This window comes from Sphingopyxis sp. SCN 67-31 (genome assembly GCF_001725095.1).
This window is the reverse complement of sequence record NZ_MEFH01000049.1, coordinates 1-18570: the sequence shown is the minus strand read 5'-3', so window position 1 is coordinate 18570 and position 18570 is coordinate 1. Positions and strand designations below refer to the sequence as shown.

Sequence of the window (18570 nt, the reverse complement as noted above, 5' to 3'; positions counted from 1 at the left end):
CATGGCCATGCGCGGCAAACCCAAGGCGGACATCAAGACGATCGGCGGCCGGACGCTCAATCCCGCGACGCTGATGATGGGGCATGGCTACGACCCGGTGCTGTCCGAAGGATCGCTGAAGCCGCCGATCTTCCTCACCTCGACCTTCGCCTTCGAGAATGCGGCGGCGGGCAAGCGCTTCTTCGAACATATCACCGGCAAGCGGCAGGGGCCGGCCGACGGCCTCGTCTATTCGCGCTTCAACGGGCCGAACCAGGAAATCCTCGAAGACCGCCTCGCGATATGGGACGGCGCCGACGACAGCCTCGTCTTTTCCAGCGGCATGTCGGCGATCGCCACGCTGCTACTGTCGCTGGTCAACCAGAATGATGTCGTCGTCCATTCGGGCCCGCTCTATGCCGCGACCGAGACGCTGATCGCGCGCATCCTGTCGCGCTTCGGGGTCAGCTTCGTCGATTTCCCCGCCGGCGCGACGCGCGAGGAACTCGACGCGCTGCTCGCGCGCGCCAGGACGCTGGCCGACGAAAAGGGCGGCAAGGTCGCGCTCGTCTATCTCGAAAGCCCGGCGAACCCGACCAATGCGCTGGTCGATGTCGAGGCGGTGCGCGCGGCGCGCGACGCCGCCTTCCCCGGCGATCAGAAGCCCGCGATCGCGATCGACAACACCTTCCTCGGCCCGCTGTGGCAGCAGCCGCTGAAACAGGGCGCCGAACTCGTCGTCTACAGCCTCACCAAATATGCCGGGGGGCATTCGGACCTCGTCGCCGGGGGCGTGTCGGGCGACCAGCGGCTGATCGACATCATCCGACCGATGCGCAACACCATCGGCACCATCTGCGACCCGAACACCGCGTGGATGCTGCTGCGCAGCCTCGAAACGCTCGAACTCAGGATGAGCCGCGCGGGCGAGAATGCGCTGAAGGTCTGCACCTTCCTGAAGGATCATCCGAAGGTCGAGGGACTCGGCTACCTCGGCTTCATCGCCGACCCCCGGCAAAAGGACATCTTCGACCGGCACTGTTCGGGCGCGGGATCGACCTTCTCGCTGTTCATCCGCGGCGGCGAGGCCGAAAGCTTCCGCTTCCTCGACGCCCTGAAGATCGCAAAACTCGCCGTCAGCCTCGGCGGCACCGAAACGCTCGCCAGTCACCCCGCGGCGATGACCCACCTGTCGGTTCCCGACGAGCGCAAGAAGGCGCTGGGCATCACCGACAATCTGGTGCGCGTGTCGATCGGCATCGAGGACGCCGACGACCTGATCGCCGATTTCGACCAGGCGCTGGCGGCGGTTTGAGCCGCAAAGCCAGTGTAGGATCTTTCGCGCAGAGGCACAGAGTTCGCAGAGAAACGGAACCCTCCCGTTCGTGCTGAGCTTGTCGAAGCACCGTTCTTGATCTTTCGACCTCAAAAGCAAGAACGGCCCCTTTCGACTGCCCGACAGGCGCTCAGGACAGGCTTCGACAAACTCGGAAAGCCTCCGCGAACTCTGCGCCTCTGCGCGAAATTCATGACGCGCGGCGGCAGGACGACAGCGACCCCTGCTTTCGCAGCGGCGACGTCGACATTCTATTTCCGTCGCCAGTCGACAACCTGCCAGCCCATCGTCGGCGCAAGCTTCTTCAGCCGGCGCGACGGGGTCGTCGCCACCGCCTGATCGGCGAAATGCAGCATCGGCCGGTCGGACACATGGTCCGAATAGGCGCGGATATGCGCCGCCTCGCGCATGATGGCGTTGTCGGCGAGCCATTCGCCGATGCGCGCGAACTTCGCCTCGCCATAGCAATTGTCGCCCGCCAGCCGGGCATGGACATGGTCGGCGCCGTCGGGTTCGTCGAGCCGCGTCGCGAGGACGTCGTCGATCCCCAGCCGCCGCGCGATCGCATCGACATAAAGGTGGAAGGAGGCGGTCGCGAGCAGCAGGCGATAGCCCGCCGCGCGATCGGCCGCGATCTGGTCGAGCGCCGCCGGGTGCAGCCCGCGCGCGACGACCTTGTCGGCATAGCTTTCGGCGAGCGGCGCGATCTCCGACCGGCGAAAGCTTTTGCCGACCAGCAGTCGCAGGTTGATCGCCTTGAGCCGCGACCGGTCGATCAGCCGCAGCGCATAGGCCAGCCCCGCGAGCGCGACGAGCGGCAGCAGCAGCAGCCGCCACGGCTGGCGCCGCCGCGCGACGTGCATCAGGAAGCCGCTGTAGGTGCCCGCGCGCGTGATCGTGCGATCCATGTCGTACATCGCGATGCGGTGGGCGTAATCGGGGGCGGCCGGGCGATCCATGCGCCTTCCTTACCCCCGCCGCCATCGTCGGCCAAGCCCGGCCCGCGCCACGGATTCGCTTGCCGTCATTCGGCAAATAATCCAAGGTCGTCCGCACGATGGCGGCCAGGGCGGATTTCGAGACGGACGAAGGAGCCGATGGCGTCGATGTGCGCTTTACCGGGCGTCTGACGCTCGCGCGGCTCGGCGACCTGCCCGCCCGGCTCGACGCGCTGGGACCCGTCGCGACGCTCGACCTTTCCGCGATCGAGCGAATCGACACCGTCGGCGCCTGGATCGTGACGCGCACCGCGCAGGCGCACGACGCGAAGGTGGTCGGCGCCAGTGAGGAGGCGCAGCGGCTGCTGAAGGCGCTGGCCGACGACAAGAGCGAATATCGCGTCCATCGCGACCGGCGGCCGATGTGGGCGCGCATGCTCGAGCAGATCGGCACCGCGAGCGTCAGCATATGGCGCGAGCTGGTCGGCATCGTCGATTTCTTCGGCGCGATGATCATCGCGCTGTTCATCCAGATTCGCGCCCGCCGGCGCATCCGCTGGCACGCGATCGTCACCCGCTTCCAGACCGTCGGCGTCGACGCGCTGCCGATCATCGGGCTGATGAGCTTCCTGATCGGCATCGTCATCGCGCAGCAGGGCGCGGTGCAGTTGCGCCAGTTCGGGTTGGAGGTGTTCACGATCAACCTCGTCGGCCGCGCCTCGATCCGCGAGCTGGGGCTGCTGATGACCGCGATCATGGTCGCGGGCCGGTCGGGCTCCGCCTTCGCGGCGCAGATCGGCACGATGAAGCTGACCGAAGAGGTCGACGCGATGCGCACGATCGGCGTCTCCCCGATGGAGGCGATCATCCTGCCGCGCGTCGCCGCGTCGACGATCACCATGCCGCTGCTCGCCTTTTATGCCAGCATCTGCGCGATCGTCGGCGGCGGCGCCTTCTGCTGGGTCGGGCTCGACCTGCCGCCGCTCACCTATATCCAGCGGCTGCGCGAGATCATCCCGATGACCGATTTCTGGATCATGCTGATCAAGGCGCCGGTGTTTGGCATCCTGATCGGCGTCACCGGCTGCTATGAGGGGATGCAGGTGCGCCAGAATGCCGAGGAGGTCGGGCGCCGCACGACCTCTGCGGTCGTCGCCGCCATCTTCCTCGTCATCGTCCTCGACGCCTTCTTCGCCGTCTTCTTCTCGACGATCGGGTGGAACTGATGAGCACCGACGAGCAGGAAGAGGAGATCCGGCAGGAGATCGCGGCGGCCGAGGCGGTGCGGCCCGAGCAGTTCGAATATGCGATCCGCGTCCGCGGCCTCGTCAACCGGTTCGGCGACGCGGTGGTCCACGACGGCCTCGACCTCGACGTGCGGTCGGGCGAGATACTGGGGGTGGTCGGCGGGTCGGGCACCGGCAAGTCGGTGCTGATGCGGTCGATCGTCGGCCTGCAGATTCCGACCGCGGGCGAGATCGAGGTCTATGGCACCTCGCTCGACACGATCGCCAACGAAGAGGAATCGCGCGACCTGCGCCGCCGCTGGGGGGTGATGTTCCAGGGCGGCGCGCTCTTCTCGACGCTGAGTGTCGCCGAGAATATCCAGGTGCCGCTGCGCGAATATTATCCGCGCATCGACCAACAGCTTCTCGACGAGATCGCCGCCTACAAGGTCGCGATGGTCGGCCTGCCGCCCGATGCCGGGCCCAAATATCCGGCCGAACTGTCGGGGGGCATGGTCAAGCGCGCCGGGCTGGCGCGCGCGCTCGCACTCGACCCGGCGCTGCTGTTCCTCGACGAGCCGACCGCCGGGCTCGATCCGATCGGCGCCGCCAAGTTCGACGCGCTGATCCGCGAGCTTGCCGACACGATGGGGCTGACCGTCTTCCTGATCACCCACGACCTCGACACGCTCTATGCGACCTGCGACCGCGTCGCGGTGCTGGCCGAAAAGAAGGTGATCGCAGTCGGGACGATCCCGGAACTGCTTGCCACCGAACACCCCTGGATACAGGATTATTTCAACGGACCGCGCGGCCGCGCCGCGACGGAATCGCACGAGCGCGTCCCGCGCGATAGGAAAAGCTGATGGAAACACGCTCGAACAATGTGCTGGTGGGCGCCTTCGTCCTCTTCTTCACCGTCGCGCTGGCCTTTTTCGTGGTCTGGCTGGCGAACGACAGCGGCGGCGCGAAGCGCGAATATGACATCTTCTTCAAACAGTCGGTCGACGGGCTGAACAAGGGCGCGCAGGTGCAATTCTCCGGCGTGCCGGTGGGACAGGTGCGCCAGATCGCGCTGTGGCCCGACGATCCGCAGTTCGTCCGCGTCCGCATCGAGGTGGAGGAGAGCGTGCCGATCCTGCAGGGCACCACCGCCGCGCTGGAGGGCGTCGGCTTCACCGGCGTGTCGCAGATCGCGCTCGACGGCGCGGTGAAGGGGGCACCGCCGATCAGCGACAAGGGGCCGGCGGGCAAGCCGGTGATCCCGACGCGCGTCGGCGGGCTGGGCGAGCTGCTGAACACCGCGCCGCAGCTTCTCCAGCGCCTGTCAACGCTGTCCGAACGGCTCGCCGAACTGGTCGATGACGAGAATCAGGCGAGCATCAAGGGCATCCTCAACAATGTCGAGCAATCGACCGCGATCCTCGCGCGCAACGGCCCTGCGCTCGAAAAGGCGCTCGCCGACACGCGCATCGCGATCCAGCAGACGGGCAACGCCGCCGAGCAGATCGGCAATCTCGCCGCCGCGACGCAGGGCACGATCGACCGCAACGTCGACCCGGCGATGCGCAATCTGCGCGACACGCTCGCCTCCGCCAACCAGTCGATGCAGACGCTCGAACAGGCGATTTCGGACGCGCGGCCGGGCCTTCGCACCTTCAGCGAGACGACCGTTCCCGAAGCCAATGCGCTGATCCGCGACCTGCGCCGCACCTCCTCGTCGCTCTCCAGCCTGACCGACAAGCTCGACCAGCAGGGCGCCGGAGCCGTGATCGGCGGCAGCAAGCTGCCCGACTACAAGAAATGAGGATTCGTCCGATGCCCAGCCGCCTTCGTACTCCCTTGACCCTCGCGCTCGGCGCCCTGCTGCTTTCGGGGTGCGTCAGTTTCGGCGGCAAGGTGCCGCCCTTCCTGCTGACGCTCGATGCCGACGCCGCCCCGGCGGCGGGCGAGGCGCGCACCGCCAGCGACGCCGCGACGCTGACCATCCTGATCCCCGCCGCGCCGCAGAAGCTGCGCACGACGCGCATCCCGGTGCAACAGGACGATGCCAGCGTCGCCTATGTCAAGGACGCGCAATGGGTCGAGGCGCCGCAGCGGCTGTTCCAGCGCCTGCTGTCCGAAACCGTCGCCGCGCGCACGAACCGCGTGGTGATCGACGAAGGCCAGTATCTGACCGCGCCGGGCGAGCAGCTTGCCGGGCAGCTCATGGAGTTCGGGGTCGATGCGCGGTCGAACGAGGCGATCGTCGTCTACCAGGCGATGCGCGTCGGCGCGGGCGGCAAGACCGTCACCCAGCGCCGCTTCGAAGCGCGCGAGCCGATCGGCGGCCGGATCGAGGCCAAGCCGGTGGGTGAAGCGCTGACCCGCGCCGCGAACAAGGTCGCGAGCGACGTCGCGGGGTGGCTGGGGGATTGAGATATCCCGCCTCGTCATTGCGGGCGAAACGAAGCAACCCGGGTAGAACGCGGAACTGAAGATCGGTCAGATCAAGGGCGCGCCGCTCTGACGTACACCCTCCGGATTGCTTCGCTCGCAATGACGGTTCCAATTCACGGCGTTCCGATCTAAGCGCGCCGCGCAGTCATGCTGCGGCTTGCGCGCCTCTTTCGGGTTTCCGGCGTGCGCCCTTCCCCCGAGCCCGCCGACCGGAAAGGACTCTTCATGGGATGGATCATCCTCGCCATCGCCGTTTTCACCGAAATCTGCTGGGCGCTCAGCCTCAAATGGGCGGCGACGGTCGGGACGTGGCAGGCGTCGGCGGTGCCGGTGACGCTGAGTTTCGTCAACATGGCGCTGCTCGCCTTCGCGATGCGCGAGATTTCGGCCGGGACCGCCTATGCGATCTGGACCGGGCTGGGCGCGGTCGGCGTGATCATCGGCGGCATCCTGCTGTTCGGCGAAAAGGTCAGCGCGGTGCAGGTCGGCTTCATGGCGCTGATCGTGATCGGCGTGGTGGGCACCAAGCTGTTTTCGGCCGGGTGATGAAGAGCGCGGAAACGGCCGAAAGGCGCCATTTGTCTCCCCTCCCGCTTGCGGGAGGGGTCGGGGGTGGGCAGCAGCGGCGCAAAGGCCCACCCCGCTGCGACTAACGAACAAGTTCTTAAGTCTCGCTGCCCCTCCCGCCTGCGGGAGGGGAACCGGTATGTGACGCAAACGACGGCCTTCTACCCCTACCCCAGCAAACTCTTGCTCGCCTGCTCGGTCGCGTCGCGCGACAGGCCCGGTTGCGCCAGGATGCGGTCCAGTTCCGCCTTCATCAGCGCCGCCCGCGCCTCGTCGAAGCGCTTCCAGCGGCCGAGCGGCGGGATCAGGCGCGCGGCGGTCTGCGGGTTCTTCGGGTCGAGCGCGATGACGAGGTCGGCGAGCAGGCGATAGCCGGCGCCGTCGGCGCGGTGGAACGCCGCCTGATTGGCGGTGAAGGCGCCATAGAGCGCCCGCACGCGGTTGGGGTTCGCCAGCGTGAAATCGGGATGGCGCGCAAGGTCGCGCACCGCATCGACGGTGTCGGGGCGCAGCGACCACGCCTGCACTTGGAACCATTTGTCGAGCACGAGCGGATTGTCGCGGTAGCGCTGGTAGAAGATGTCGAGCGCATGGGCGCGCTCATCGCTGTCGCCGTGCGCGAGCGTCGCGAGCGCCGCCTGCCGCTCGGTCATGCCGTCGGCGTCGGAGAAGATGGCGAAGGCCAGCGCGGGCGCGTCGTCCCTTGCCGTCGCCCCAAGGTAGGCGAGCGCGACCCCGCGCAGCCGGCGGCGTCCCTTGGCGGCGGGAGAGAGGTCGGTCGCGGGCGGCGCGGGATCGGCCAGGATCGCGCGCCATTCGCTTTCGAGCGCCTCGCCGATCGCGGCCTGCAGCGCGAGTCGTTCGCGGCGGATCGCATCGGGATCGACCGTCACCATCTGGTCGCCGATGAAGGCCTCGCTCGGCAGCAGCACCGCTTCCGCGACGGCGGCGCCCGCCAGCGTCTCGCGCACCGCATCGACCACCGCGCCGCGCTCCGCCGCCTCCCCCGACACCGCCGCGACGAGCGTGTCGAGCATCAGCTGCTGCAACGCTTCGTAGCGCGCAAAGGGATCGTCGTCGTGCGCCGCGAGCCACGCGAGTTCGCCCGGCGCGCGCGCGCAATCGACGATCACCGGGGCGGAGAAGCCGCGGTTGATCGACAGCATCGGCCGGCCGGCGAAACGGCCGAGCGACACCGTCGCGTCGGCGCGGTCGAGCAGCACGAGTTGCTCCGCCGCATCCTGTACCGCGCCGTCGCGGTCGAACGCCTTGATCCGCAGCGGGATCAGCATCGGCGCCTTGTCGGGCTGCCCCGGCGTCGGCGGGATGGTCTGCGCGAGGTGCAGCACCCATTCGCCGCTCGCCGCGTCGCCCTCAAGACGCGCGGCGATCCGCGGCGTTCCGGCCTGGCTGTACCAAAGGCGGAATTGCGTCAGGTCGATGCCCGCGCCGTCCTCGATCGCGCGGACGAAATCCTCGCAGGTCGCCGCCTCGCCGTCGTGGCGGTCGAAATAGAGGTCGGTGCCCCGCCGGAACCGTTCGGGGCCGACCATCGTCGCCATCATGCGGATGATCTCCGCGCCCTTGTTATAGACGGTGGCGGTATAGAAGTTCGAGATTTCCTGATAGCTATCGGGGCGGATCGGGTGCGCGAGCGGTCCGGCATCCTCGGGGAACTGCGCGGCGCGCAGCACGCGCACATCCTCGATCCGCTTGACCGCCGCCGACCCCATCGCGGCCGAAAAGCTCTGGTCGCGATGGACGGTGAAGCCCTCTTTCAGGCTGAGCTGGAACCAGTCACGGCAGGTGACGCGGTTGCCCGACCAGTTGTGGAAATATTCGTGCGCGACGACCCCCTCGACCCCGTCGTAATCGGCATCGGTCGCGGTGTCGGGGTCGGCGAGGATATAGCGGGTGTTGAAGACGTTCAGCCCCTTGTTCTCCATCGCCCCCATGTTGAAATCGCTGACCGCGACGATGTTGAACAGGTCGAGGTCATATTCGCGGCCATAGACCTGTTCGTCCCACGCCATGCTGTGCTTGAGCGAAGCCATCGCATGGTGGGTGCGGTCCTGATCGCCCGCGCGCACCCAGATGCCGAGTTCGACGCGGCGTCCCGACAGGGTGGTGAAATGATCGCGGTTGACGACGAGGTCGCCGGCGACGAGCGCGAACAGATAGGAAGGCTTCGGCCACGGGTCTTCCCACAATGCCCAGTGCGTTCCGCCTTCTCCCTCGCCGGTCGCGACGCAATTGCCGTTCGACAGCAGGATCGGGAAGCCGGCCTTGTCGCCCTCCATCCGCACCCGGTAGCGGCTGAGCACGTCGGGACGGTCGGGGTGGAAGGTGATGCGGCGGAACCCTTCCGCCTCGCACTGCGTGCAGAGCATGGAGTTCGAGGCATAGAGCCCCATCAGCTGGCTGTTGGCGGCGGGGTCGATCCGCGTATCGACCTCGACCACCGCGGCGGTCCGGTCGCCCAGGTCGACGACCAGGTCCGGCCCGTCCATCCGCCAGCCGTTCCACGCCTCGCCGTCGACGCGCACCGCTTCTGCCGTCAGCGCGTCGCCGCGCAGCACGAGCGGCGCCGCGGCATCGGCATCGCGCACCACCGACAGCGCCGCCGTCACACGCGTCTCTTCGAGCCCGAGCGCGAAATCGAGCGCCACTTCCGGCACCCGCCATTCGGGCGGGCGATAGGCGGTGCGATGGATGGTGACGGGGGGGACGGGAGAGGAGGACGCGTCGGTCATGTGCGGGAGAAACCTCGAACGGGAATCGTTCGCCCTGGGCTTGCCAAAGGGCCGTCCTTCGTTTCGGCGCCGAAAGAAAGGACGATGCTTCGACAAGCGCAGCACGAACGGGAAAAACTGTCGGTCATTGTCCTAGGCTTGGCGGCTGCGCCGCGCAATAAGGCGACCCATGAGCAACATGCTGATTTTCGGAATGGGCTATGCGGCCGGGCACCTCGCGGCACGGCTGCGCGCGCGCGGGTGGGAGGTCATCGGCACCACGCGCGACGGGCGCGGCGGCAGCACCGCCTTCGCCGACGCGCCGGCGGTGCTGGCGGCGCTGCGCGACGCGACGCATATCCTGTCGTCGGTGCCCCCGGCGGACGGGGGCGATCCGGTGCTCGCCCGCTATGGCGAGGCGATCGCCGTCGCGCCCGCCCGCTGGGTCGGGTATCTGTCCTCGACCGGCGTCTATGGCGACGCGCGCGGCGCGTGGGTCGACGAGAGCGCCCCCGTCCACGGCCGCCGCGCCGACCGCAATGCCGCAGACGCCGCGTGGCAGGCGCTGCGCGGCGACGTGCGCGTCCTTCGCCTGCCCGGCATCTACGGCCCCGGCCGGTCGATCCTCGACCGGATTCGCGACGGGCGCGCGCATCGCATCGCGCTGCCCGGACAGGTCTTCAGCCGCATCCATGTCGACGACATCGCGGGCGGCGTCATCGCGTCGATGCGCGGGCCGGCGGGCGTCTACAACCTTGCCGACGACGAACCCTGTTCGCAGAACCGGCTCGTCGAATGGGGTTGCGCGATGCTGGGGGCGCCGCTGCCGCCGCTGCAATCGCTGGACGACGCGACCCTGTCGCCCGCCGCGCGCGCCTTCTATGCCGAGAACCGGCGCGTCGCGAACGGCAAGGCGAAGCGGCTGCTGGGATGGGCGCCGACCTATCCGACGTGGCGCGAGGGGTTGAGGGCAATGCTCGATTGATCTCACGCGAAGACGCAAAGACGCGAAGAAAAATATCTCACACAAAGACACAAAGAGGGCGGCCTATATCGCCACCTCTCCCTTGATCCGCAGCCACAGCAGATAAATTGACCGGACTTTGTCCGGTCCTTTTCCATGCACTCGACAGGATGATGAACGGAGGTCGATATTTCCTCCGCCCTCTTTGTGTCTTTGTGTGAGATTGTCGCTACGCCGCGCCGGATTATCTTCTTCGCGCCTTCGCGCCTTTGCGTGAGATTTTCCGAAAAACCCGCCCCGGCTACAGCAGCACATCCACCGCGTGGATCAGCACCCCGACCAGCCCGCCGACCAGCGTGCCGTTGATGCGGATATATTGCAGGTCGTCGCCGACCGCGCTTTCCAGCCGGTCGGTGATCGTCTTGGCGTCCCAGCCGCGGATCGTGTCCGACACCAGCCGCAGCGCCGTTTCGCCATAGCTGTCGACCATGCCGACGACCGCGCGGCGCGCGTAGCGATTGAGCGTGCGCCGGATCGCCTCGTCCTCGCCCAGCATCGCGCCGAACTGGGTGATGAGTTCGCCGATGCGCCCCGCGAGCATGGTTTCGGGATCGCGCGCCGCCTTGAGCAGCGCGGCGCGGCCCTGTTCCCACAGGCCGTCGAGCCAGCGCTTGACCGCCTTGTTCTCGAGCAGTTCGTCGCGCACGCGCGCGACCTTCGCCTTGACCTCCGGGTCGTGCTGGAGGTCGAGCGCCATCTTGGCGAGCCCCTCCTCGACGCGGATGCGCAGCGGGTGCGTCTCGTCGACCGCCATCTCGGCGAGCAGCTTCGACAGGCCGGCGACGATGCGGTTCGCGATGCTTTCGTCGAGCCCGGTGAAGCGGACGATCGCGTTGCTGTTGTCGTGGACCATCTGGTGGATCAGATGCTCGTTGAGTTCGAGCGTCTTCGATCCCCACCCGACCATCGCATCGAGCAGCGGCTGGTGCCGCCCCTCCGCCAGCGCGGCCTGCAACGCCTGGCCGAGCAGCGGCGCGACGTCGAGTTCGCGCAGCCGGTCGGCGATCGCCGACTTGACCATCCCGCCCAGCCGCTGCTGGTCGAGCGCGCCGAGCGCGTCGGCGATGATCCGCGACGCACCGAGCTTCAGCCGCCCGCCGCCCTCGGCCGGTTCCGACAGGAACTTGCCGACCGCGCCCGCGACGTCGACCGTCTGCATCTTGCGCGCGATCAGGCGCGGCAGCAGGAAATTGGTGAGCAGGAACCGCGCCAGCGTGTCGCCGATGCGGTCCTTGTTGCGCGGCACGATCGCGGTGTGCGGGATCGGCAGCCCCATCGGGTGGCGGAACAGCGCGGTGACCGCGAACCAGTCGGCGAGCCCGCCGACCATCGCCGCCTCCGCAAAGGCGCGCACGAAGCCGATCGCGGGGTGCACGTCCTGATAATATTTGGCGCTGACGAAGATCAGCGCCATCACGACGAGCAGCCCGGTCGCGACGACCCGGATATTGAGCCCGCCCGTCGGAACCGCAACGCCCCAATGGTCGGAGGGCGCGCTCGGGCGGGCGGGGGTCGGCTCGGTCATGCCCAACAAATGGCGAAGCGCGCCAAAGGTTGCAACCGGCGCGGCGTCCGCTCGCGCCGATGCCGCCCCCGCGTCACTCCGCCGGCGACGGCGCCGGGTCGCCGTGCGGACGCGTGTCGTCGCCCTTGCGATAGGTGAGCAGGTTGGCCGAGAAGAAGCGGCCCAGGCGCTTTTCGATGCTGTCGGCCAGGCTGAAGCCCGCCGGGACGATCAGCAGCGTGAGCAGCGTCGACAGCGCCAGCCCGCCGATCACGACGACGCCCATCGGCGCGCGCCACGCCCCGTCGCCCGACAGCGACAGCGCGGTCGGCACCATGCCGGCGATCATCGCCACCGTCGTCATCACGATCGGCTGCGCGCGCTTGCGGCCCGCATCCTTGAGCGCCGCGAGCTTGTCGACGCCATGGTCCATCTCCTCGATCGCGAAGTCGACGAGCAGGATCGAGTTCTTCGCGACGATGCCGAGCAGCATCAGCAGGCCGATATAGACCGGCATGGAGATTTCCATGCCCGTGATCCACAGGCCCAGCAGACCGCCGAGCGGCGCGAGCAGCAGCGACGACATGTTGACCAGCGGCGACAGGAAGCGGCGATAGAGCAGCACCAGCGTCGAGAAGACGAGCATCAGCCCCGCCACCACGGCGATCATGAAGTTGGTCGCCAGTTCGGCCTGCCACTTGGCGTCGCCCTGGATGATCTTGCGCACCCCCTGCGGCATCGACTTGACCGCCGGCAGCGCGTCGATCCGGGTCTGCGCGTCGCTCGTCACCAGCCGCGGCGCGAGGTCGGCGCCGATCACGATGCGTCGCGTCTGGTTGTAGCGGCGCAATTCGGTCGGGCCGGCCCCGAAGCCGATTTCCGCCACCGCCTTCAGCGGCACGGTGGTCCCGCGCGAGGTCGGCACGGGCAGCGTCTCGATCGTCGCCAGGCTGCGGCGCGAATCCTCCGACAGCAGGACGCGGATCGGAATCTGGCGGTCCGACAGAGAGAATTTCGCGGCATTCTGGTCGATGTCGCCGATCGTCGCGATGCGGATCGTCTGGCTGAGCGCCGCGGTGGTGACGCCGAGTTCCGCCGCGAGGTCGAGCCGCGGCTTCACGATGATCTCCGGCCGCGGAATGTCGCCCTCGATCCGCACCGAGCGCAGTTCCTTGAGCTTGCCCATCTCCGCGACGATCTTCTGCGCATGGCGTTCGAGCAGCACCGGGTCGTCGCCGCCGATGATGAAGGTGATGTCGCGGCCCGAGAAGCCGCCCGCCTGGCTCTGGAACGAGACGCGCGCGTCGGGGATCGCCGCCAGCTTCGGCTGCAGGCCGCGTTCCCATTCGACGCTGGTGACCTCGCGATGCTTCTTCAGCGTGATATAGACCCCGCCGCTGCCGACCTGGACGTCGTAGAAGGCATTCTCCACCACCTTGTCGTCCGCGAGGATCGCGTTGATCTCGTTCGAGACATGCGTGCTCTGCGCCAGCGTCGAGCCCGGCGGCAGCTCATATTTGATCTGGCTGTAATCGCTGTTGATCGTCGGCTGGAACTGGTTCGGCAGCTGCGTGAACAGCAGGATGCTGCCGAGGAAGGCGAACAGGCCGATCCCGACGATCCACACGCGATGGTCGAACAATCGCGCCCAGAAGCGCCGCGCCATGAACATGGCCCAGTGGGTGAAGGCCCATTGCCGCATCCCCGCCGCATAGGCGAGCGCCCCCACGACGATCTGCACCAGCCCGACGAGCAGATAGGCGGCGACGAAGCTGATCGGCGTCAGCAGCAGGAAATGGATCGCGGGATTCGGCGCGTCCTGTCCCACCGGCACCGGCTGGAAATAGCGCAAGGCCATGAACAGCACGGCGAGGCCGGCGGCGATCAGCGGCACCGACAGGAAGGCCGGCCGCGTCGCGATGGCGTCGTAACGCGCGCGAACCGCGTGATGCTTGCTGTTGTCGAGCGTCCAGGCAAGGATGCGTTCGTAGCGGTCGATCCACGGGCCGCCGGCATGCTCCTGCTCGCCTTGCGCCGACAGGAAATAGGCGGCGATCATCGGCGTGATCATGCGCGCGACGGCCAGGCTGACGAGCACCGCGAAGACGACGGTCATGCCGAACTGGATGAAGAACTGCCCGGAGATGCCGGGCATCAGCGCCACCGGCAGGAAGACCGCGACGATCGACGACGTCGTCGCGACGACGGCGAGGCCGATCTCGTCGGCGGCGTCGATCGCGGCCTGATAGGCCGTCTTGCCCATTCGCATGTGTCGGACGATATTCTCGATCTCGACGATCGCGTCGTCGACGAGCACCCCGGCGACGAGGCTGAGCGCGAGCAGCGACAGGCTGTTCAGCGAAAAGCCCATCATGTCCATGAACCAGAAGGTCGGGATCGCCGACAGCGGGATCGCCATCGCGCTGATCAGCGTCGCGCGCCAGTCGCGCAGGAACAGGAAGACGACGACGACGGCGAGCACCGCGCCCTCGATCATCGCGGCCATCGAGCTGCGATACTGCTCCTTCACATATTCGGTCTTGGTGAAGAGGATCTTGAAGTCGACCTTGGGGTTGTTCTTCTTGATCTCGGCGAGCTTCTTCATCGTCTCGTCGTGGACGGTGACGTCCGACGATCCCTTCGCCTTCTCGATCGAGAAGGACAGCACCTGCTTGCCGCGGATCATCGCGAGGTTGCGCTGTTCGGCATAGCCGTCGGTCACCTTGGCGATGTCGGCCAGGCGGACGGTGCGGCCGTTGCCGATCGCGATGCGCGTCTCGCCGAGCTGGAAGGCATTGGCGGCGTTGCCGAGCACGCGCACCGCCTGTTCGGCCCCCGCGATCTCGGTCCGCCCGCCCGCGGCGTTCAGGTTCACCTGCCGCAGTTCCTGGTTCACCTGGCTCGCGGTCAGGCCATAGCTTTGCATGCGCGCGGGATCGAGGATGACGCGGATCTCGCGATCGACGCCGCCGGCGCGGCTGACCTTGGCCATGCCGGGGATCGACAGCAGTTCCTTGGCGACCGTGTTGTCGACGAACCAGCTGAGCTGTTCCAGCGTCATGTCGGTCGCCTCGACCGCGAAATAGGTGATCGGCCCGCCCGCCGCGTCGATACGCACCACCTGCGGTTCGAGGATGCCGTCGGGCAGGTCGCTGCGGATCTGCTGAACCGCCTGGTTGACGTCGTTATAGGCGCGGTCGATCGGCGTGCCGATCGCGAACTGCACCATCGTGCGGCTGTTGCCCTCGCTGACATAGGAGGACATTTCGTCGACGCCGCTGACCCCGCGGACCGCCGCCTCGACGCGCTGCGTCACCTGCGTCTCCAGCTCCGCCGGCGCGGCGCCGGGCTGCACGACGATGACCTGGACCAGCGGGAACTCGACGTCCGGATTGTCGTTCACGTCCATCCGATTGAAGCTGACGAGGCCCGCCAGCAGCAACAGGATGAACAGCACGACCGGCGGCACCGGATTGCGGATGCACCAGGCGGAGATGTTGCGAAAGCTCATGATTCAAACGCCTTACGTGCTGGTCCGGGTGCGCTTATTGCGCCGATTTCTGGATCACCGGCTTCACCTTTTCGCCGGGGTTGAGGAAGGCGCCGGCAAGCACGACCACCTTTTCGGTGCCCGACAGGCCGGAGGCGATCGATACGCCGCCGTCGGTCACGGTCCCGACCTTCACGGCGCGCCGCTCGATCTTGTCGTCCTTGCCGACGATCAGCACGAAATTGCCGTCGGGGCTGCTCTGCACCGCGCTTTCGGGGAGCAGCGGGGCCTCCGCCGTGCCCGACACCAGCCGCGCGTCGGCAAAGCCGCCGGGGCGCAGCGCGCTGCTGTAGGGGATGGCGATGCGCGCGGTGCCCTGCCGCGTGTTCATGTCGACGATCGGCGACACCTGCCACACCTGCCCCGCGATCTGCAGGTCGGTGCCGACCGGGGTGATCGTCGCGCGCGTGCCGACGCGGACGCGCTGGAGGTCGGCCTCGGCGAGCTGGGCGAGCATTTCCATCTCGCCGCCCTTCGCCATGCGGAACAGCACGCCGCTGCCCGCGCCGACCACCTGGCCGGGTTCGACCTCGCGCGTCAGCACCAGCCCCGCGGCGGGCGCGACGATGTTGAGGCGGCCGTTGCGCGCGACGGCTTCCTGATATTGCGCCTGCGCGACGCGGACGCGCGCGTTGGCGGCGTCGCGGGTCGCGCGCTTGCGGTCGAGGTCGGCCTTCGAGATGAAGCCGCGCGACACCAGCGCCTCGGCACGCTCGAGTTCGGCCTGCGCGAGGCTCGCGTCGGCCTGCGCGACGCGGATCGAGGCGGAGAGGCTGGCCGCCTGCTGCGTCTGCACCGAACGGTCGATGACCGCGAGCGCCTGTCCGGCGCCGACCCACTGGCCGGGTTCGACGAGGACGCGGATCACCTGGCCGCCTTCGCCCGCGACCCCGACGGGCATTTCGCGGCGCGCGGCAATCGTGCCGTTCGCGGCGATCGCCGCCTGCACCGAAACCCGGCCGGGGATCACCACGGTGACGTTGGGGACGCTCTGCGCGGCTGCGCCGTCCGCTCCTTCGGCGGTCGCGGCGCCGGTGCCCCGGTGCGTGAAGGCATACCAGGTCGCGGCCAGCGCGAACCCGATCAGCACCAGCGCGACGATCAGTCGCGTGCGCTTGCGGCGGCTCTCGCCCTCGTCATAAAAGCTCGGGGTCGATCCCGCCAGGCTGTCCATCGCTTCCACTTTCCGCTCGTAGTTCACGCCGAAATCCCCATCCGCTGCCCATGGCAGCCGACGCGACGACCGCCGACAGCGATACGCCCCCGCCCGCATGACAGGACCCAAATCCTCGTAGGTGTATTACCGTATTACATCACTAGTGGCAAGAGGCAAACGCCGGCTGCCATCGCTCCGTCCGCCGCCCGCTCATAGACGGGATGGACGGCCGATTCCAGCGGCTTCGGACAACGGAAAGGGCGGCGCACCCCTGCGGGTGGCCGCCCTTGCGTCGGCCGGGCGTCGCGCCCGGCCGCCACGGGATTTCAGCGCACGCGGCCGCGCCGGACGAGGTTGACGATCGCAAGCAGGATCACCGCACCGACGAACGCGGTCAGCAGCGTCCGCCAGTCGAACGCGTCGCCGCGCAGATGCCCGCCGCCGATCAGGCCGCCCAGCAGCAGCCGACCGAGGATCGAACCGATACAACCGACAACGATATTCAGGAAGATGCCCTGTTGGGCATCGGTCCGCATCACGATGCTGGCCAGCCAGCCGATGATGCCGCCCATGACAAGTGCAATGATGAAATCAATCATGATTTGACCCCCTACGATCATTGGTCTGCCCGACGCAGCAGGCACATGGTGGTAACGTAAATATCCGCGGCCGCCTAGAAGTGTTTTCCAGTCGGGCGGACTCGCCCGACGCCTCGGAAAACACGGAAAAACAATGTCCTAGAGCGCCGTGCTTCAAATCTGCACCGTTTGCCCTGAGCTTGTCGAAGGGTCGTTCTTGCTTTCAGCGCCGTAAGAAGAAGGACGGTGCTTCGACAAGCTCAGCACGAACGCGTGTGGATGATGCAGATTTCATGCTCGCCGCTCTAGCGAAATGGCAGCCGCCGGACAAAGCCCCGTTTCGGATCAGCGAACGCTGCCGCGGCGGACGAGGTTGATCAGGCCGAGCAGCACGACCGCGCCGATGAACGACCACAGCAGGCCGATCGGGCTGAACGCGTCGAGCGAGGCGCCCATGCCGAACATCCCGCCGAGGATGTTGCCGAGGAATGCGCCGACGACGCCGACGACGATGTTGAGGAGGATGCCCTGTTGCGCATCGGTCCGCATGACGATGCTGGCCAGCCAGCCGATGATGCCGCCGACGATCAACGTGATGATGATACCCATGTCCGTCCCTTTCTCTGTCGGTTCGGGAAGCCGCCGACGGCGGCAGATGATGCCGATGCCCGGCGATCCGGGCATCGTCCCGACGATGCGGACATAATGCGAGAAGGGCGAAAAAGGTTCCCGGCCGGACCGCGAAAGGCCCGGCCGGGAAAGGGAGATCAATTCCGGATCGGGGAACTGATCTGGGTCGCAGGAGCAGGCATAGGGGAGGAATGGCGACGGCGTTGTGACAGCCATCACACCGCGACGCCGCAGTTGGGCGGATCGCCCGTTCGACGCGGCATCACGGTGCAGGCCGCGTCCGCCCCCCGCCCCCGGTCATCGCGAGCCTTCGACTGTCTTGCAGACGCTCAGGATAGAGCGGCGTGCCATAAACCCGCGACGCCCCCCATATCCGTTCGTGCCGAGCGCAGTCGAGACACCCATCGGCCTTGCGCCGCGCTGACAGGTGTCTCGACTGCTCTCGACACGAACGGGACGATGGGTCACGCTGCCTCATCGGTTCGTCATGCTGAACGCGTTTCAGCATCCATGGCCGGACCTTCCCTTTTCCGCCGCCTTTCGGACGAGGGCGGACCATGGCCCCCCGGATCGGCTCCGGGGCAGGCTCTGAAACAGGTTGGCACATATGTCCTTCAGGCAAGTCAGGAACTGTTCCCCGGCGAAAGCCGGGGTCCATGCGGGGCAGCGCTGTGCCATCTGGACCCCGGCTTTCGCCGGGGAACAGTTCCTTGTCGAGGGATCATTGCCAGACAAGTTCGGGTGACGGAAAAGAGAAACCGTGCCGAAATCCGAATCCCCACGGGTCTTAGGGTCAGGGCCCATTAATTTGCCGTTCGAGGCGTCGAAATGGCGAAGATATCGGGCTTGGGCGGACGCAGCGGGTAGCATCGCTACCCGCAAGGCCGCACGAGCCTGAGATCGAAGCCATT

At 67.4% G+C, this 18570-nt stretch carries 14 protein-coding genes; 7 read left to right on the top strand and 7 right to left on the bottom strand.

Going from position 1 to position 18570, the window contains the following annotated elements; genetic code table 11:
- Position 1: 1 nt before the first annotated feature.
- The gene (locus tag ABS88_RS05430) at positions 2-1294 is read left to right on the top strand and encodes a cystathionine gamma-synthase family protein (protein ID WP_067110232.1); all 1293 of its coding nucleotides are present in this window, start codon (positions 2-4) and stop codon (positions 1292-1294) included.
- Positions 1295-1566: 272 nt separating this feature from the next.
- Here the strand turns inward: ABS88_RS05430 and ABS88_RS05425 are convergent, their stop codons facing one another.
- Positions 1567-2274, bottom strand: a complete 708-nt coding sequence (locus tag ABS88_RS05425; protein ID WP_083675021.1) for an HAD family hydrolase — start codon at positions 2272-2274, stop codon at positions 1567-1569.
- Between the two features lie 98 nt (positions 2275-2372).
- Between ABS88_RS05425 and ABS88_RS05420 the strand changes: the two genes are divergently transcribed.
- The 5 genes from ABS88_RS05420 (at position 2373) to ABS88_RS05400 (ending at position 6464) form a co-directional block, all read left to right on the top strand.
- The gene (locus ABS88_RS05420) at positions 2373-3479 is read left to right on the top strand and encodes an ABC transporter permease (protein WP_067110229.1); all 1107 of its coding nucleotides are present in this window, start codon (positions 2373-2375) and stop codon (positions 3477-3479) included.
- Positions 3479-4345, top strand: coding sequence for an ABC transporter ATP-binding protein (locus ABS88_RS05415; RefSeq protein ID WP_076074324.1), 867 nt, complete (start codon positions 3479-3481; stop codon positions 4343-4345). The genes ABS88_RS05420 and ABS88_RS05415 overlap by 1 nt, the downstream gene beginning before the upstream one ends.
- On the top strand, positions 4345-5286 hold the full coding sequence (locus ABS88_RS05410) for an MlaD family protein (RefSeq protein WP_067110222.1): 942 nt from the start codon (positions 4345-4347) through the stop codon (positions 5284-5286). Before ABS88_RS05415 ends, ABS88_RS05410 begins: the two co-directional genes overlap by 1 nt.
- 11 nt (positions 5287-5297) lie before the next feature.
- Complete coding sequence (locus ABS88_RS05405; RefSeq protein WP_076074320.1) at positions 5298-5897, top strand: ABC-type transport auxiliary lipoprotein family protein; 600 nt, start codon at positions 5298-5300, stop codon at positions 5895-5897.
- Positions 5898-6143: 246 nt separating this feature from the next.
- Positions 6144-6464: a DMT family transporter gene (locus tag ABS88_RS05400; RefSeq protein WP_067181715.1), complete on the top strand. Its 321-nt coding sequence runs from the start codon at positions 6144-6146 to the stop codon at positions 6462-6464.
- Between the two features lie 188 nt (positions 6465-6652).
- Here the strand turns inward: ABS88_RS05400 and pepN are convergent, their stop codons facing one another.
- Positions 6653-9238 (bottom strand): aminopeptidase N, encoded by a 2586-nt coding sequence (gene pepN / locus ABS88_RS05395; protein WP_286749381.1) that lies wholly within the window; start codon positions 9236-9238, stop codon positions 6653-6655.
- A gap of 169 nt (positions 9239-9407) precedes the next feature.
- On the opposite strand from pepN, the gene ABS88_RS05390 reads away from it, so the two are divergent.
- On the top strand, positions 9408-10202 hold the full coding sequence (locus ABS88_RS05390; RefSeq protein WP_076074317.1) for a Rossmann-fold NAD(P)-binding domain-containing protein: 795 nt from the start codon (positions 9408-9410) through the stop codon (positions 10200-10202).
- 280 nt (positions 10203-10482) lie between these two features.
- On the opposite strand, the gene ABS88_RS05385 is transcribed toward ABS88_RS05390, so the two are convergent.
- The 5 genes from ABS88_RS05385 to ABS88_RS05365 all read right to left on the bottom strand — a co-directional run bounded on the left by ABS88_RS05385 (position 10483) and on the right by ABS88_RS05365 (position 17638).
- Positions 10483-11766 (bottom strand): DUF445 domain-containing protein, encoded by a 1284-nt coding sequence (locus tag ABS88_RS05385; protein ID WP_420854273.1) that lies wholly within the window; start codon positions 11764-11766, stop codon positions 10483-10485.
- 73 nt (positions 11767-11839) lie between these two features.
- Positions 11840-15256 carry an efflux RND transporter permease subunit gene (locus ABS88_RS05380; protein ID WP_286749379.1) on the bottom strand — a complete coding sequence of 1139 codons (3417 nt, stop codon included), beginning with the start codon at positions 15254-15256 and terminating at the stop codon, positions 11840-11842.
- Positions 15257-15290: 34 nt separating this feature from the next.
- Positions 15291-16496 carry an efflux RND transporter periplasmic adaptor subunit gene (locus ABS88_RS05375; protein WP_420894035.1) on the bottom strand — a complete coding sequence of 402 codons (1206 nt, stop codon included), beginning with the start codon at positions 16494-16496 and terminating at the stop codon, positions 15291-15293.
- Positions 16497-16777: 281 nt separating this feature from the next.
- On the bottom strand, positions 16778-17050 hold the full coding sequence (locus ABS88_RS05370) for a GlsB/YeaQ/YmgE family stress response membrane protein (protein ID WP_174521660.1): 273 nt from the start codon (positions 17048-17050) through the stop codon (positions 16778-16780).
- Between the two features lie 324 nt (positions 17051-17374).
- The gene (locus tag ABS88_RS05365) at positions 17375-17638 is read right to left on the bottom strand and encodes a GlsB/YeaQ/YmgE family stress response membrane protein (protein ID WP_067110264.1); all 264 of its coding nucleotides are present in this window, start codon (positions 17636-17638) and stop codon (positions 17375-17377) included.
- Positions 17639-18570: the final 932 nt, after the last annotated feature.